The sequence below is a fragment of the Arthrobacter sp. Alg241-R88 genome, assembly GCF_900537115.1.
GTDB lineage: Bacteria > Actinomycetota > Actinomycetes > Actinomycetales > Micrococcaceae > Arthrobacter.
The window spans coordinates 105,083-119,033 of the sequence record NZ_UNRG01000009.1 but is presented as its reverse complement, the minus strand read 5'-3'; the positions used below and the strand labels follow the sequence as shown (position 1 = coordinate 119,033).

The following is a 13,951-nucleotide window of genomic DNA, read 5'->3' as shown; positions in this document are numbered from 1 at the left end:
TCCCTTCCTACCCGGCCTGCACAGTGCCGCCGGAAGCGACGCGGGTCCAAGCGGACTCATTTTCGGAACTGCGCTCCACGGCTTCCAGCACCCGCTGCACCCTCAGCCCGTCCGCGAAGGTGGGCTGCGGGTCCGTGCCGGCCACAATGCCCTCCACGAGGTCCTTGACCTGGTGCGAGAACCCGTGCTCATAGCCGAGCATGTGGCCTGCCGGCCACCACCCGGAGACGTAGGGATGCTCCGCCTCGGTGACCAGGATCTTCCGGAAGCCCTGGCGGTCCGCGGGTGCCGTCCGGTCATAGAACTGGACACTGTTGAGGTCCTCAAGGTCAAAGGCAAGGGCGCCCTTGTCCCCTGAGACCTCGATCTGCAGCGCGTTCTTCCGGCCGGTGGCGAAGCGCGAAGCCTCGAACGATGCCAGGGCACCCGATTCGAAGCGACCGGTGAAGATGGCGATGTCGTCCACGGTCACCTGGCCTTTGCCCACACCGGCCGTGCCGGAAAGCCCGGTGCCGGAAGTGGAGTCCTCCAAAAGAGGACGCTCTTTCACGATGGTCTCGATGGTGCCGGAGACCTTCTCCAGGTCCAGCCCGGTGACAAACTGGGCCAGGTCGATGGCATGGGCGCCGATGTCCCCCAGCGCGCCGGAGCCGGCGTGCTCCTTCTGCAGGCGCCACGCCAGCGGCATGTCAGGATCAACGAGCCAGTCCTGCCGATACGAGGCACGGACCTGGTTAATGGTTCCCACGGCGCCTTCGGCAATCAGGTTCCGCAGGAACGTCACGGCGGGAACCCGGCGGTAGGTGAACCCCACCATCGCCCGGATGCCCCGTGCGGCGGCACGCTCGGCGGCGTCGGCCATCGCTTCGGCTTCGGCCACGGTGTTGGCCAGCGGCTTCTCGCAGAGCACGTGCTTTCCGGCTTCAAGGGCTGCAATCGCGATCTCTGCATGGGAATCACCGGGGGTGACAATGTCGACGACGTCGATATCGTCCCGCGCGACCACCTCGCGCCAGTCCGTGGCGGACTCAGCCCAGCCCCACTTGTGGGCGGCGGCAGCCACCGCTTCGGCGTTCCGTCCTACAATAACCGCCATTTCCGGTTCGGCCGGCAGGTCGAACATCCGCGGTGCCGTCCGCCAGCCCTGGGAGTGGGCAGCGCCCATAAAGCCATGACCGATCATGGCCACCCGGAGGGTTGTCATGCCAGCACTACCTTGCGCTCAACCGCCACCCGGTTTCCGACGTAGCGCATGGGTGCGATCTGCATGTAGAGCAAGCGGAGGGTGAGGATGACTTCGACGTCGATTTCCTCGCCGGCATCGGGGATGCGGTCCAGTGGGATGATCACATCGGGCTTGTCGGCGACGAACCACAGCGTTTCCCATTGTTCGGGAAGTTCCGCGATGGAGTAGGACTTTCCCTGGAGTTCGAAGCGAAGGGCTTCCTTGGGGATCGCCACGCCGTTGACTGTGGCCGCCACATCGTCCACGGCGGACAGCCAGAGGCTGCGGTACCAGGGCAGTTGGACGGACACCGAAATGCCCTCGGGGTGCCTGCGGACGTCGGCGTCCTGGAACAGGGAGTTGTGGGTTGCCATGGCTTTCCTTACTTCGCTGTCTTGACGAGGGTCGGGTTGGAAACAGTTGAATCGACGGACTCTTCGACGGCCCGGCGCATGAGTGAATGCTGCTTCTTCACCAGGTCGATGGGGTCCGATTCGCCCAGGTCGGCGAAGGCATGGCCTTCCCATTCGCTGGAGAGGAATCCTGTGTAGCCGCCCTGGACGAACTGCCGCACGATGCGCGGGATGTCCATGGCGGGCTCGTTGCCGTTCTCGTCGATGTCGTAGAACTTCGCGTGCACGTGGAACATCTGCGGCATGATGTCCAGCCATTCCTCCGGCGGGACCAGTCCGTGCATGTTGAACGCCAGCCGGGTGAAGGGGCCTAGCCGGGCGGGATCGAAGTTGTTTTCGCGCAGGTAGTCCTCGAACTCCTGGTTCCGTTCCTGCATGGGCAGCGGCTTGCGCCAGATGTCCTGCATCACGGCGAAGTGCTCCTCGGGCAGTCCCATCTGCGTGAGGGTGCGGAAGAGGGTGGGCGACAGGCTGTGCATGGTGGAACTGAAGTCTGCGGTGAAGCCCAGCCGGTCGCTGCCGAGCTCCTCATACATTTCGCGGATCTGCAGGATCTTGGGATCGTTCGGGCCCTGCGGTGCGTGGATCTCATAGCCGAGCTTCTGGTCGTATTTTTCGGCCAGCGGCAGCAGCCGGCGGAGCAGTTCCTTGCCGGCGGACCGGATGACGATCTTGTTGAAGCCCAGCGTGTTGGCGGTCTTGAGCTGCCTGGCGAAGAAGTCATATTCCTCGTCCTGCGTCATGTCCCGGTCTTTACGGCGGCCCATGTCCAGGTTGGTGCCCACGGCGCTGGGAGTCAGGCCGTAGCGGTCCATGCTGTCCCGCCACAAGCGGACAAAGTCCTCGTCCACATCCGGGTAGGTGCGGAGCATTTGCGCGATGTTAAACTCGACGCCGGGGCCGAGGCCTTCATCGGCGACGGCCTTGATGAGGGTCTCGGGGGTGTAGAGCCCGGCTGCGAACTCGGACGTGAGTGAATAGAGGGTGATGCCAAGCTCGATGCCCGAGCCTGCGATGCCTTCTGACATTGTGTTGGTTCCTTCTGTTTCAGCCGCGGACGGGCTGGGCGAGGTGGCTGCTGAGGATGCGGCGCGCTTCTGACGCGTCGGTGATCATGGCCGAGCCGGCGTCAGCAGCGGCAGAGCGCTGGACGGCCTGCTCGGCGCGGATGATGTCGAACGGGTCCTGCCAGTTGTTCCAGTGCCAGCCTTCGTATTCGCTGGAAATGGCACCGGTGTAGCCGTTTTCCACGAGCTGGCGGACCAGGCCGCGCACCGGAACCGAGGGCTCCTCGCCGTTCTCGTCGATGCCGAAGAACTTGCCGTGCACGTGGCGGACCCACGGCATGATTTCCAGCCAGGTGTCCAGCGGTGCGGGACCGAACAGCCCCGTTCCGTTGATGCCGAAGTCGATGCCGAGGTCCGGCCGGCCGTGGCGAGCGGCCAGGCCGATGAAGGCGCCGAAACGTTCACCGTGGACCTTCTGGTTGTTGGGCGGACCTTCCGCGTAGAAGGCGTTCCACAGCTCAACCACCTGCCGGAGCAGGTCCTCGGATGCACCACGACGGCGGTAGGCCTCCAGCAGGGACGGGGCAAAGCCGGTGACGGTGGCGCCCCAGTCGGCGGTGAAGCCCAGCAGCGGGGAATCGAGCTTTTCGTAGCGGTCGCGGAGGGCAAGAACGCGCTCGTGGGCGCCGTGCTGGTCAGCGTGCACTTCCAAGGCCAGTATGACGCCGTACTTCTCGGCGACCGGCAGCAGGCTTTCCATGGCGTCCGGGGTCAGCGAGATCTGCACGCGGGCGATCGGGAAACCGAGCCTGGCCGCCACCTCGATCTGCTTGCGCATGTACTCGACCAGCTCGTCATGGTTCATCAGCCGGTCCCGGCGGATGCCCGTATCAACGTTGACCGCCAGCGACGTGGGGACGAGGTCCACCTCGGCCACCAGGTCGCGGAACTGGCCCACAAAGGTGTCATCGATGCGGTCCGGGAAGCCGCGCAGGCTGGAGAATCCGATGACCTCAAGCCCCGGGCCGAAGCCGTCGGCGGCCACTTTGCGGATGAGGCCGTCGAGGTCGTACTGCCGGGCGTGGAAGGCCCGGGTGAAGCTGTAAAGGGTGACGCCCTGGATCGGCGTGCCGAGGCTGGTCATCGCTGTGCCACCTTCATGGTCTTGGTGTCGTGCTCTTCGATGTGCAGCACGCCGTGGTCGGTGATGATGTACGGGATGTAGAGCTTCAGGTCCACGCGGACCTCGTGCTCTGCGTCGGCATCCTGGACGGGGAGGTCGCCGGAGAGGATGGCCGAATCCAGTGGGAACCACCATTCGCCGGTTTCGTCCACGAGCTCCTCAAAGCTGAACGTCCGGTTGTTCATGGTCCAGCGCAGCGTGTCCTCGGGGGCGGCGACACCGTCAACGGTCAGTGCTGCCCCGGCGATGCACGAGCCCGGAAGGGCGCGGTACCACGGGATGCGGACTTCGACGGCGGTACGGCCGTCCTGGGTACTGAGTGTTCCCTGCTCGATTATGCGATCGGCGATCATCGAGACCTCCTTGTCTGCGGCATGCCTTGCCGGTGAATGAAATGCCTGTGATTGAACGAAAGGGCCACACGCTGCCACTTCTTCATTATTTGATCATTCTATTGTCTGATTCAGACATAAGTAAAGCGCTGGTTAGTTCTCCTGCGATTTTTCGAGCCCCGCGTACGGCGAGCGCCACTGCCGTCAGCGTCGGATTGCACGCCGTGGCGGAGGGAATGACGCCGTTGCCGGACACGAAGAGGCCGGGGACCTGCCAGACCTGGCTGTCGGGAGAACAGACGCTCCCGCCGTCGTCCGTTTCGCCCATGCGCGTGGTGCCCTGGTAATGCAGGGACGCTCCGGGCGGCATCACGAACGGATGTTCGTCGAGCGGTTCACCCACCGCCTTGCCCAGGCGGACGATTTCCTGCTTCGCTCGCTCCACCACCTCGCGGTCCCGTTCGGTGAGGCGGTAGTGGATGCGCATGGCGGGCATTCCGTAGGCGTCGCGCGCATCGTCGTCGAACGCCACCCGGTCCTCCCGCTGCAGGTCCTTTGCGCAGAACAGGCCCAGCCCCACAATCGATCCGGGAACAATGGGATCGTCGTCCGCCAGCGGGACGGGGGACGCATCCAGCTGCATGATCTGGCCATGGAAGGGCGCCTCGTCCAGGTAGGGAACCCACGCCACACCGCTCTGCTCGCTCAGTGCACCGTCGGCGGCCCGGGTCACCTGTTCGGCGGACACGTCACGCAATCTGCTCGCGAACACCACCTGCGCCTGGTCGTTGAGGTAGCGGCCCAGTGCGTCGGGCCTGATGCCGGAAGCCCACAGCAGCTGCGGCGTGCGCAGCGCATCACCTCCCACCACAACATAACGGGCGGCCACGTGATGGATTTCGCCGCTGCGGCGGTCCTGGACCTCGACGCCGGAGGCAATCCCGTCCTCCACCAGCACACGGGTCACCAGCGACTCGTCAAAGAGGTCAAACTGGGGGTTTTCGCGCGTGACGTTCCCCATCACGACGTCGGAGCCTGACCAGACGAGGCCGCCGTCCTCCCGCCGGTGCACAGCAAGCGGCATGGGCTGGACGCGGAAGGCGGGGTCGCGGCCCTCGTCCAGGACGGCCGACAGGCGGTTGATGACGAGATCCGAGAACGGTGCGTCGTCGAAGGCGTGGGTGGTGACGCCCAGCAGGCGGTCGGCTTCGTCAAGAAGTTGCTCCAGGTCCGGCAGGAACGGAATGCGCTCGGTGCCTCCGGGCCGGGGACAGGCGGCGGTCCAGTGCGCCGCCATGCCGCCCACGTTGCTGGACATGGCGGCGACGGGCATGCCGTCCTCTCCGGGGAAGGCGTAACCGTCCGGCAGGAGGTACGTGCCTGCCCTGGCGCGGCGCTCTCCACTCTTGGCTGCGCCGGGGGAGGTGATCGTTGCGGCCCCTGCCCCCGGCCCCTCGGAAGCGCGCTGGGCGATGCTCCGGCGGTCGGGGTCGGCGATGTTCTTGACGTGCGCCCCGGGCGGATTGCTGACGGTGGGGCCCACTTCGAACATGGCGATGGTGGCGCCGGGGGCTTCCTCGCTGAGGATCCGTGCGTACGCCGATGCTGTAGGCCCGCTGCCGACAATGGCGACGTCGACGCGGGCGGGGTAGCGGCTACCGGCCATGGCCCGCTACCAGTTCCTGGATGCGCCGGACGGACTTTGCCGAGTCGATGGTCGGGTAGTACTCCAGCCCGATGGGGCCGGCGTAGCCGCAGTTCTGCAGGTCCGCGATCCGGGCAGGCCAGTCGATGGAACCCGAACCGGGTTCCCCGCGGCCCGGAGCATCGGCGAGCTGCACGTACTTGATGAGGTCCCCGGCGTTGGCCAGTTCCGCGGCCACGTCCTCGCCCTCGATGGTGGAGTGGTAGAGGTCGTAGAGGACACCGAAGTTTGGTGACCCCACTCCCCTGGCGATGTAGACGGCTTCCGAGGTCCGGTCCAGGAGGGCTCCGGGGTGGTCCACACGGGTGTTCACCGGCTCGAGGACCAGGGTGATGCCCGAACCCTCGATGTGCGCCACGCCGCGGGTGAAGATTTCGATCAGTTCGTCCAGCTGGTCCTGCCGCTTGCGGCCGCCAAAGCCGGTGCCGCTGCCCACCACAATCCGTGGGCAGCCGAGCTGCTGGGCCACCTCGACGCCGGCATCGAGGCCGGTATAGAAGGGCGCGTGGTCCTTGGGCGGGATCATGAACTGCACGCGGGGTTCGGCCAGTTGGGCGGTGAGCTGGACTCCGGTTTCCTCGAGGGCTTCCTTGAGGGCGGGAATGTCCTTGCCGGTGGGGCCCCACATTTCCACGGCGTCGAAGCCGGCGGCGGCTGCTGCGCGGACCCGGTTTGCGGCGCTGTCGCCTGCTTCTGAGAACAGGAGGTCGATATTGGGCGCAAGCTGGTACATGGATTTCTCCTTGAAGTTGAAAGTTGAGCTGAAATTTTGGGGCGTCAGCGCCCGAATCCACCGGTTTTGGGGTGTGAAAGGCCGCCGCGCAGCGTTCGAAACGCTGAGCGGTGGTCAACCGTTGTGGGTCAGCCCTTCAGGCCGCCGGAGAATCCTTGGATGAAGCGCTTCTGCGCGAACAGGAACAGGGCGAGGATGGGGATCATGGAAACGATGACAATGGCGAAGATCGAGTTCCACTGGGAGACCAGGGAGCCGATGTAGTAGTACATCGCTACCGGCAGCGTCTGGTTGGCGGAGCCGCCCAGGAAGATCAGCGAGGTGAAGAAGTCGTTCCACACGATGAGCCCGGCGAAGATGGTCACCGTGCCTGTGGCGGGAGCCATCATGGGGAACACCACCTTGGAGAAGATCTGGGATTTGCTGGCGCCGTCGATGGTTGCCGCTTCTTCGTAGTCCGTGCCGAGGCCGCGGAAGAAGTTTGCGTAGAGGAAAATCGAAAGTGGCAGGAGCATGCCCGTGTAGAGGACGATCAGGCCCCAGGCGGATCCGGTGAGTCCAAGGGCGCGTGCACCCATGTACAGGGGTACGGCGCCGAGTTGGCCGGGCAGGATGATGGCGATCAGGAAGAGGTAGTACGCGCCCTTGCTCCAGCGTCGGGTGCTCCGTGAGATGACGTATCCGGTGATGGAGCCCAGTGCAATGAGTCCCACAATGCTGCCTGCGGTGATGATGAGGCTGTTGACCAGGCCCATCACCACGTTGGAGTTGCCGGTGGCGGTCAGGACGTCCACAAAGTTGCTGAAGTCAGGGCTTGTTGGCGGAGCCAGGGCAGAGGTGGTGAACAACTCGGTGTCCGGCTTCAGGGCGGTGGTCACCAGAAAGTAGAACGGCGCAAGGAACAGCAGGGCGAGTGCCCACAGGCCGACTTCGCGGAGCAGGGTGAGTTTGGTGTAGCGGAACATGGCTTAGTCCTCAGGGTTCGAACGCGTCAGCCGCTGCTGAAGTACGGCGAAAATCAGGATGATGGCGGCGAGCACCAGGGCCAGGGCGGCACCGCCCCCAAAGTTCCCGAGCGCAAAGGCCTGCTTGTAGACCTGCGTGGCCAGCGTTTCGGTGGCCCCCGCGGGTCCGCCGCCGGTGAGCGCCATGATGGGGTCGAAGACGCGCAGTCCCTGGACGATTCCCAGCGTGGTGGCGATGGCGACGGCGGGTCGGATGGCGGGGAGGATAACGTTCCGGAACCGCTGCCACAGGTTGGCGCCATCAATGGCGGCCGCTTCCTCGACTTCCACCGGGACACCGGCCAGGCCGGCCATAAAAATCACCATGGCAAAGCCGGTTGAAGACCAGACAAGCACCACCAGGACAGTCCAGATGGCCCACTGCGGGTCGGCCAGCCACGGCTTTGCCTGGTCGCCGGCACCTATTGCCGTAAGGAAGGCATTGAGCGGTCCGTCGAAGTCGAAGATGTATTTCCAGATGTAGGCCGTGGCCAGCGGGCTGAGCACCACCGGCATAAAGAAGAGGGTCCGGAGGATGTAGCGCGTCTTGAGGACCCGGTTCAGGCCCAACGCAATGACCAGTCCGGCGATATTGCCCAGGAGAACCGAGCCAAAGGCCAGGAAAAGGGTGTTGGAGAGTGCCCCCACTTTCGTGGGGTCCTTGAAGATGGCCTCGAAGTTGGCCCAGCCTGTGATTTTGAACGAGCCGATGCCCGTCCAGTTGGTGAAGGCGAAGAATCCGCCGATCCCGGTTGCCACGTAGTGGATGGCAAACACCAGGGCGATTCCCGGCAGGGCCCACCACCAGTGTCCGAACTCCAGGCCGCGGCCCCGGGAGCGGGTGTTCTGCCCCGCCCCCGGAGTGCGCCTGCCTCGCCGGGGTGCTTCTGCTGCTTCGCTTTTCGGTTGCATCGTCGCAGTCATGGTATTCCTTGCTTGTCCCTTTGAGTGGTCGGAACGTTGATGGGAACGGCTTACTGGCCCCAGGCGGCGTCCATGGCCTGCAGGACCTGGTCAGGGCTCTTCTGGCCGGTGATGATGCCCTGGACCCCTGTGGCCAGCGCGTCGTACACCGCGGAGTTCGGCCACTGGCTGTTGGGCAGGGGGCCGTACTTGCCGTTTTTGATCAGGTCGCCGATGTTCTTGTAGGCGCCGCCTTCGAAGTCGTAGGCGTCCAGCCCGGTGACCGGAAGGGCGCCGTCGATTTCTGCGAAAGCCTTGGTCTGCTCAGGTTCAGCCGCCCAAGCAAGGAAGGCTTTGGCCGCCTCCTTGTTCTTGGCGGCCGCGTTGATGGAGAAGGCGTAGTTGGCGCTGGCGTAGACGAAGCTCTTGTCCGGGCTCTCGGCCGGGAGGGCGCGCACGCCGAATTCGGAGCCGGCAGCAGCGGACTGCAGCTGCTTCCAGCTCGTGGCCGGGATAAATCCTGCCAGAGACGTACCGCTGGCAAGGCCCTTGGTGATGGCGTCAAAACCGGCACCTGCGGCACCCTTCTGGAAGCAGCCCGCGTCCTTCAGGGTGTTGACTGCTTCGAGTGCCGATTTCCAGCCCTCGGAGCCTGCGAAGGTGACTTCATTGGCCGCGCGCTTTTCGTTCCACTGGGGGTCTTCCCCGTAAACGCGGGAGGCTGCCAGGGACATCGCGGTAAGGCCCGTGTTGGGAGGCGCTGCACCGGCAAGGGCGAAGAGGGATTTCCCCGACGATTCGAGGGTTTTGCACTGCTCTTCAAGAGCCGCAAAGTCCGCGGGGAACTCGCCGGCAGCCTTAGCCGCAGTCTCGTTCGTGACCAGGGCGGACACGGTGATGGCCGTGGCCTGGCCGAAAACCTTGCCTTCCGGGCCGAAGGTGCTGGCGCTCCCTTCAGGCAGGAGTTCCTTGGCGGAATCGTCCAGCGGCTCAAGGAACCCGGCCTCCGCGAGCGGGAGGATACTGCGTCCCTGGCCGCTGCCGGGCGAAGTCACCACGATATCGGAGGCATTTCCGGCCTGGAGCTGAGTGCGCAGGGTCTGGTCATAGGAGTCGTTGGGCTGCGGGTTGAACGTGATCTTCACGTCCGGGTTTGCCTCCATGTACTTCTCCCCCAGGACCTGGAAGGGGCTTTCGATGGTGTTGGAGGTAGCAAAGGACAGGGAAAATTCCTTCGAGCCGCCGGAGGAGGCGTTGCTGCCGGCGGGGGCCGAGCAGCCGGTAAGGACGAGGGCTGCGATGGGGACGGCGAGGGCGCCGACCTTCAGGCCCGAATAGCGACGGTGCTGTGTCATGTCCAGCCTTTCTGACTTCGTTGTCGAAAAAATATCCGGGAGCCGTGACCCCGGTCACTCATCAGTATGCAGGAGATGTGCAGAAAAAGCACATAAGTATTGCCGATGACAGACATAAGTTTCATTGGGGTCTGCGAAAGCTTCCCCTGCATTGGAAAATGTGATGCACCACACCGTTCCTATTGATGCCGCTGATACACTGGCGGGACGAAAGTTCACCGTTGAAAGATCGCCGTGCCGTGACGAATAATGTCCTGCTTTCCCGGCTCGACCTCAACCTGCTGATCTCGCTGGATGCCCTCATTACCGAGCGGAGCGTGACGAGGGCGGCCGAGCGGCTCCATCTCAGCCAGCCGGCACTGAGTGCTTCGCTGGCGCGGCTCCGGTCCCATTTTGGGGATCCCATCCTGGCCCGCCGCGGCAACGCCTACGAACTCACCCCCTTCGCGCTGCGCCTGGCGGAACACACCACCACAGCGCTGGAAGCGGCCCGGCGCGTCTTCGAGAGCCAGGCCACGTGGGAGCCCAGCGAATCCGAGCGGGAGTTCTCCATCTACGGCTCCGATTATGGCTTCACCACCATCGGGCGGGTGGTTTCCGAGCTTGCGGCCGAGCACGCCCCCGGGGTCCGGTTCCGGTTTATGCTGCACAACCCGATGGTGGTGGAGGATGCCGCCAACCGCCTGCGTTCGGTGGACGGCATGGTGATTCCGCACGGCTTCCTGACCGGACTCCCGTACCTGGACCTGTGGCGGGACGGTTGGGTCGCCGTCGTCTCTTCCTCCAATAACGCCGTCGGCGAGAAAATCACCATGGAGAACATCGCCGAGCTTCCCTGGGTAATGACCTACCAAACGCGCTCGGCGTCAACTTCAGCGGAACGCCAGATCATGCAGCTCGGCATTGAGCCCCGCGTGGACGTAGTGGTGGAGAGCTTCCAGTCCTTGCCGCACTTTGTGGTGGGGACCAACCGCATCGCGCTCATCCAGGCCGCACTGGTGCCGTTCGCACTGCGGGTGGGCGGGGTGCGGATCCTGCCGCTGCCCTTCGATGCCACACCGCTGGTCAACGCCCTGTGGTGGCATCCCGTGCATAACCGCGATTCGGAGCACGAGTGGATGCGGGACCTGTTCAAGGAGGCTGGCGAGATCGTCGCAGCGGCCGCGGCCAAGGAAGCCCCGTAAACGCCGTGAGCGCTCAAACGCCTTTTCGCCCTTAAACGCCTCAGTACCCGCCGGCTGAACGGACGGGCACTGAGGCGTTCGGGCAGGGTCAGGCTGGCGCCAGCGCCGACCGCATGCTCTTGCGGATGAGGTCGTGCTGCTTGCGGACCAGCAGCAGCGGATCCACCTCGCCGAGCTCGGCGAACGCGTGGCCCTCCCACTCGCTGGACCAGTAGCCGCGGTACCCGCCCTCGACGAATACCCGGACGAGTTCCGGATAGTCGATGGCCGGCTCGTTGCCCTGCTCGTCGATATCGTAGAACTTCGCGTGGACGTGCATGATCTGCGGCATGATGTCCGCCCAGTCCTTCGGGCTGACGCGGCCGTGCATGTTGAAGGCAAGGTGTGCGAAGGAACCGAGACGGGCCGGATCGAAGTCCCGTCCGCGGAGGTAGCCGATGAACTCCTCCTGCCGGGCCCGCATCGGTGCGTCGGTGGCCCAGATTGCCTGGAGGGTTTGGAGGGCTTCGTCGTCGAGGCCGGCTCGGCGGACGGCCCGCAGGAGCGTCGGGGACATGCTGTGCATCGTGGAGGAGAAGTCCGCCACAAACCCCAGCAGTGGTGAGTCAAGCTCAGCGTAGACGTCGCGGACCTTCATGATCTCGGGCGAGTTGGGCCCCAGCGGTGCATGGATCTCGTAGGCCAGCTTGAGCTCCAGGTCCTCGGCGAGCGGCAGGAGCCGACGCAACAGCTCCGGCTTGGCGCTCTGGATGCGGACCAGAGGGAAGCCCAGCTTCTTGGCGCCGTGGAAGAGCGTCTCGGTGAACTCATACTCCTCGTCCGGGGTCATGTCGCGGTCGCGGCGCCGGCCCATGTCCAGGTTGGCGCCGAAGGAGCTGGCGGTAAAGCCGTGTTTGTCGAAGGCCTCCTGCCAGGATCGGGCGAAGCCATCCGTCACGTGCGGATACGTGGGCAGGACCTGGGATGCCACAATTTCGATTCCCGGGCCGATGCCCAGTTCCGCCACCCGGTTCAGCAGGCCGTCAAAGTCGTACCAGCCGGCCCGGAACTCGGCGCTGGCGGAGTACAGGGTGAGGCCCAGCGAGAACGGATCGTCCGCGGCCTTTGGCGGCGGCGGCGCGACCGCCGTCGTGAGTTCCGGAACCGCGGCAGCCCTGTCCGTGACGGTCAGCTCCAGCGTTTGGTTCACAAAGTTGGGGACGTACATGCCGGGGCCGCCGTCCTGGCCCGGGGCGATCTGCATGTAAGGCAGGCGCAGCTCCCCAATGAGCTGGATGGTGTGCTGCTCGCCCAGGGCCACAGGGGTATCCCGCTTGGCGATGAGCAGGGGGTGTTCCTGCAGGTACCAGAGGGTTTCGCTTTGCGCCGGCAGGTCGGGAAGGGTGTAGCTGACACCGCCCAGTTCAAGGGACAGGTCTTCCGGGGGAACTTCCTGGCCGTCAACAGTGAGCCGCAGGGCTGAGACCGAGGAGAGCCACAGGCTCCGGTACCACGGCAGCGTCAGGGCCAGGGCAAGGCCCTCGGGATGGGTGCGGAGGCTTGAATCGTCAAGAAGTCCGTTTGGCATGGTTGTTCTCTTTGCTGGGAGGAGGAAGGGGATCAGGGAAGTTCGGACGCGATGCGGCGGATGAGGGAGTGCTGCCGCCGCACCTGCTCAATGGCACGCCAGGGAGTGCGTTCGCCTTCGTACTCACTGGAAAGATAACCGGTGTAGCCCGAGTCTTTGAGAGCTTTCAGCACCGGGCGCCACGGAATCTGCTGGTCCTCCAGCTGCTCGTTGATGTCGTGGAACTTCGCTTGGATGAACACCACGTACTGGGCGATGTCCCCGAAGTCTGCGGAATCGACGCCGATGCCGTCCAGGAACGCGGGCCGGGTTTCGCGGGTCTCCCCTTCACGCAGCGGGATAGGCCGGTCCTGGAAGATTCCCGTGTCGATGAGCAGGCCGAAGTTCTTGGTTCCGGTCCGTTCAATGAGGCCGATGTAGTCCTCCACGACGGGGTGCTTGATGGGCGTGGGCGAGTGGATCTCGGGGCAGATAATAACTCCCAGCTCGTGCGCCAGGTCGAGGGAGCGTTCCACGGAGTCGGTCCAGATCGGGTCCGGAACCAGGTCACTGGAGACAACGCCGATCTTGGGCCGCACGAAGCCGAAGCCAAGCCGGTGGGCAAGCCTGAGGTCCCGCTGCAGAGCCTCGGCACCCTCGCTCGCTGTCATGCTCCGGCCCGGGTGCAGCCGGGTGTCAATCCAGGAGCCGTAGTTCGTCGGCTCCAGGGAGTACTTCTCGAGCAGGCTGAACCAGTTGTCGATCCACGCCGGGGAAGGTTCCGGGTAGCCGGGGACGTGGCCCTCGCCGAGGATTTCGACGCCGGTGGCACCCACGTCAGCGACGGCGGCCAGCGCGGTTTCCAGGTCCATCACGGTGCCGTAATCGCCCATAAAGCTGTAAAGGGAAACGCCGTAGCGGAAGGTGCCGTCGCCGCCTTCCGGTGCCAACGTTACTTTCCGGCTGACCCGGTGGGTGGTGGGCTGGTGTTCAACCGGGATGTAGGACATCCGCAGCCGCAATTCAATGGCGAGTTCATGGACGCCCTGCGGCAGGCCGCCGTCGAGCGGAACGGTGACCACTGCCGCCTCCTCAAGGGGCCAGCGGACGCCGTCGCCCTCCCAGAGCTGCTGCAGGGTGTAGGTCCGCCCGCCGAAAGTCCATAGCGGAACGGCCGGACCGACGTCGACGATGTTGCCCACGCGGACCGCGATACCGTCGATCAGCGACGCGGCCATGCCGCGGTAGGAAGGCATCCGGACGCGGAACTGGAAGCCGGTCACACGCCCGCCTTCGGTGACGTTGCGGAAGCCGACGGACTGGATGAGGTCTCTTTCGAGAAGCATCATTGCTCACTCTCT

The 13,951-nt window shown here is 64.8% G+C and carries 13 protein-coding genes; 1 reads left to right on the top strand and 12 read right to left on the bottom strand.

The window, feature by feature from the left end:
- Positions 1-7: 7 nt before the first annotated feature.
- The 10 genes from G6R19_RS17075 to G6R19_RS17030 all read right to left on the bottom strand — a co-directional run bounded on the left by G6R19_RS17075 (position 8) and on the right by G6R19_RS17030 (position 9,860).
- Positions 8-1,204 carry a Gfo/Idh/MocA family oxidoreductase gene (locus tag G6R19_RS17075; RefSeq protein WP_205484525.1) on the bottom strand — a complete coding sequence of 399 codons (1,197 nt, stop codon included), beginning with the start codon at positions 1,202-1,204 and terminating at the stop codon, positions 8-10.
- A complete protein-coding gene (locus G6R19_RS17070) occupies positions 1,201-1,599 on the bottom strand; it encodes a DUF6379 domain-containing protein (protein ID WP_163167123.1) in 399 nt (132 codons plus the stop codon). The genes G6R19_RS17075 and G6R19_RS17070 overlap by 4 nt, the downstream gene beginning before the upstream one ends.
- A gap of 8 nt (positions 1,600-1,607) precedes the next feature.
- Complete coding sequence (locus G6R19_RS17065) at positions 1,608-2,666, bottom strand: TIM barrel protein (protein WP_163167121.1); 1,059 nt, start codon at positions 2,664-2,666, stop codon at positions 1,608-1,610.
- A 19-nt stretch (positions 2,667-2,685) separates the two neighbouring features.
- Positions 2,686-3,789 carry a sugar phosphate isomerase/epimerase gene (locus G6R19_RS17060; RefSeq protein ID WP_163167119.1) on the bottom strand — a complete coding sequence of 368 codons (1,104 nt, stop codon included), beginning with the start codon at positions 3,787-3,789 and terminating at the stop codon, positions 2,686-2,688.
- Positions 3,786-4,181, bottom strand: a complete 396-nt coding sequence (locus tag G6R19_RS17055) for a DUF6379 domain-containing protein (RefSeq protein ID WP_163167117.1) — start codon at positions 4,179-4,181, stop codon at positions 3,786-3,788. The genes G6R19_RS17060 and G6R19_RS17055 overlap by 4 nt, the downstream gene beginning before the upstream one ends.
- 85 nt (positions 4,182-4,266) lie before the next feature.
- The gene (locus G6R19_RS17050) at positions 4,267-5,826 is read right to left on the bottom strand and encodes a GMC oxidoreductase (RefSeq protein ID WP_163167115.1); all 1,560 of its coding nucleotides are present in this window, start codon (positions 5,824-5,826) and stop codon (positions 4,267-4,269) included.
- Positions 5,816-6,598, bottom strand: a complete 783-nt coding sequence (locus tag G6R19_RS17045; protein ID WP_163167113.1) for a TIM barrel protein — start codon at positions 6,596-6,598, stop codon at positions 5,816-5,818. The genes G6R19_RS17050 and G6R19_RS17045 overlap by 11 nt, the downstream gene beginning before the upstream one ends.
- A 128-nt stretch (positions 6,599-6,726) precedes the next feature.
- Positions 6,727-7,563: a carbohydrate ABC transporter permease gene (locus tag G6R19_RS17040; RefSeq protein ID WP_163167111.1), complete on the bottom strand. Its 837-nt coding sequence runs from the start codon at positions 7,561-7,563 to the stop codon at positions 6,727-6,729.
- A 3-nt stretch (positions 7,564-7,566) separates the two neighbouring features.
- Positions 7,567-8,526 carry a sugar ABC transporter permease gene (locus tag G6R19_RS17035; RefSeq protein WP_163167109.1) on the bottom strand — a complete coding sequence of 320 codons (960 nt, stop codon included), beginning with the start codon at positions 8,524-8,526 and terminating at the stop codon, positions 7,567-7,569.
- Positions 8,527-8,576: 50 nt separating this feature from the next.
- Positions 8,577-9,860: an ABC transporter substrate-binding protein gene (locus G6R19_RS17030; protein WP_163167107.1), complete on the bottom strand. Its 1,284-nt coding sequence runs from the start codon at positions 9,858-9,860 to the stop codon at positions 8,577-8,579.
- Positions 9,861-10,099: 239 nt separating this feature from the next.
- Here G6R19_RS17030 and G6R19_RS17025 point away from each other — a divergent pair, with 239 nt between their 5' ends.
- On the top strand, positions 10,100-11,044 hold the full coding sequence (locus tag G6R19_RS17025; RefSeq protein WP_163167105.1) for a LysR family transcriptional regulator: 945 nt from the start codon (positions 10,100-10,102) through the stop codon (positions 11,042-11,044).
- A gap of 88 nt (positions 11,045-11,132) precedes the next feature.
- On the opposite strand, the gene G6R19_RS17020 is transcribed toward G6R19_RS17025, so the two are convergent.
- Positions 11,133-12,611 (bottom strand): DUF6379 domain-containing protein, encoded by a 1,479-nt coding sequence (locus G6R19_RS17020; protein WP_163167103.1) that lies wholly within the window; start codon positions 12,609-12,611, stop codon positions 11,133-11,135.
- A 32-nt stretch (positions 12,612-12,643) separates the two neighbouring features.
- On the bottom strand, positions 12,644-13,936 hold the full coding sequence (locus G6R19_RS17015) for a DUF6379 domain-containing protein (protein WP_163167203.1): 1,293 nt from the start codon (positions 13,934-13,936) through the stop codon (positions 12,644-12,646).
- Between the last annotated feature and the right edge of the window lie 15 nt (positions 13,937-13,951).

Excerpts from the sequence above, each read along its gene's own strand:
- G6R19_RS17055 (WP_163167117.1), bottom strand. The coding sequence starts at position 4,181 with ATGATCGCCGATCGCATAATCGAGCAGGGAACACTCAGTACCCAGGAC.
- G6R19_RS17030 (WP_163167107.1), bottom strand. The coding sequence starts at position 9,860 with ATGACACAGCACCGTCGCTATTCGGGCCTGAAGGTCGGCGCCCTCGCC.
- G6R19_RS17065 (WP_163167121.1), bottom strand. The coding sequence starts at position 2,666 with ATGTCAGAAGGCATCGCAGGCTCGGGCATCGAGCTTGGCATCACCCTC.
- G6R19_RS17050 (WP_163167115.1), bottom strand. The coding sequence starts at position 5,826 with ATGGCCGGTAGCCGCTACCCCGCCCGCGTCGACGTCGCCATTGTCGGC.
- G6R19_RS17040 (WP_163167111.1), bottom strand. The coding sequence starts at position 7,563 with ATGTTCCGCTACACCAAACTCACCCTGCTCCGCGAAGTCGGCCTGTGG.
- G6R19_RS17045 (WP_163167113.1), bottom strand. The coding sequence starts at position 6,598 with ATGTACCAGCTTGCGCCCAATATCGACCTCCTGTTCTCAGAAGCAGGC.
- G6R19_RS17035 (WP_163167109.1), bottom strand. The coding sequence starts at position 8,526 with ATGACTGCGACGATGCAACCGAAAAGCGAAGCAGCAGAAGCACCCCGG.
- G6R19_RS17075 (WP_205484525.1), bottom strand. The coding sequence starts at position 1,204 with ATGACAACCCTCCGGGTGGCCATGATCGGTCATGGCTTTATGGGCGCT.
- G6R19_RS17070 (WP_163167123.1), bottom strand. The coding sequence starts at position 1,599 with ATGGCAACCCACAACTCCCTGTTCCAGGACGCCGACGTCCGCAGGCAC.
- G6R19_RS17020 (WP_163167103.1), bottom strand. The coding sequence starts at position 12,611 with ATGCCAAACGGACTTCTTGACGATTCAAGCCTCCGCACCCATCCCGAG.
- G6R19_RS17060 (WP_163167119.1), bottom strand. The coding sequence starts at position 3,789 with ATGACCAGCCTCGGCACGCCGATCCAGGGCGTCACCCTTTACAGCTTC.
- G6R19_RS17015 (WP_163167203.1), bottom strand. The coding sequence starts at position 13,936 with ATGCTTCTCGAAAGAGACCTCATCCAGTCCGTCGGCTTCCGCAACGTC.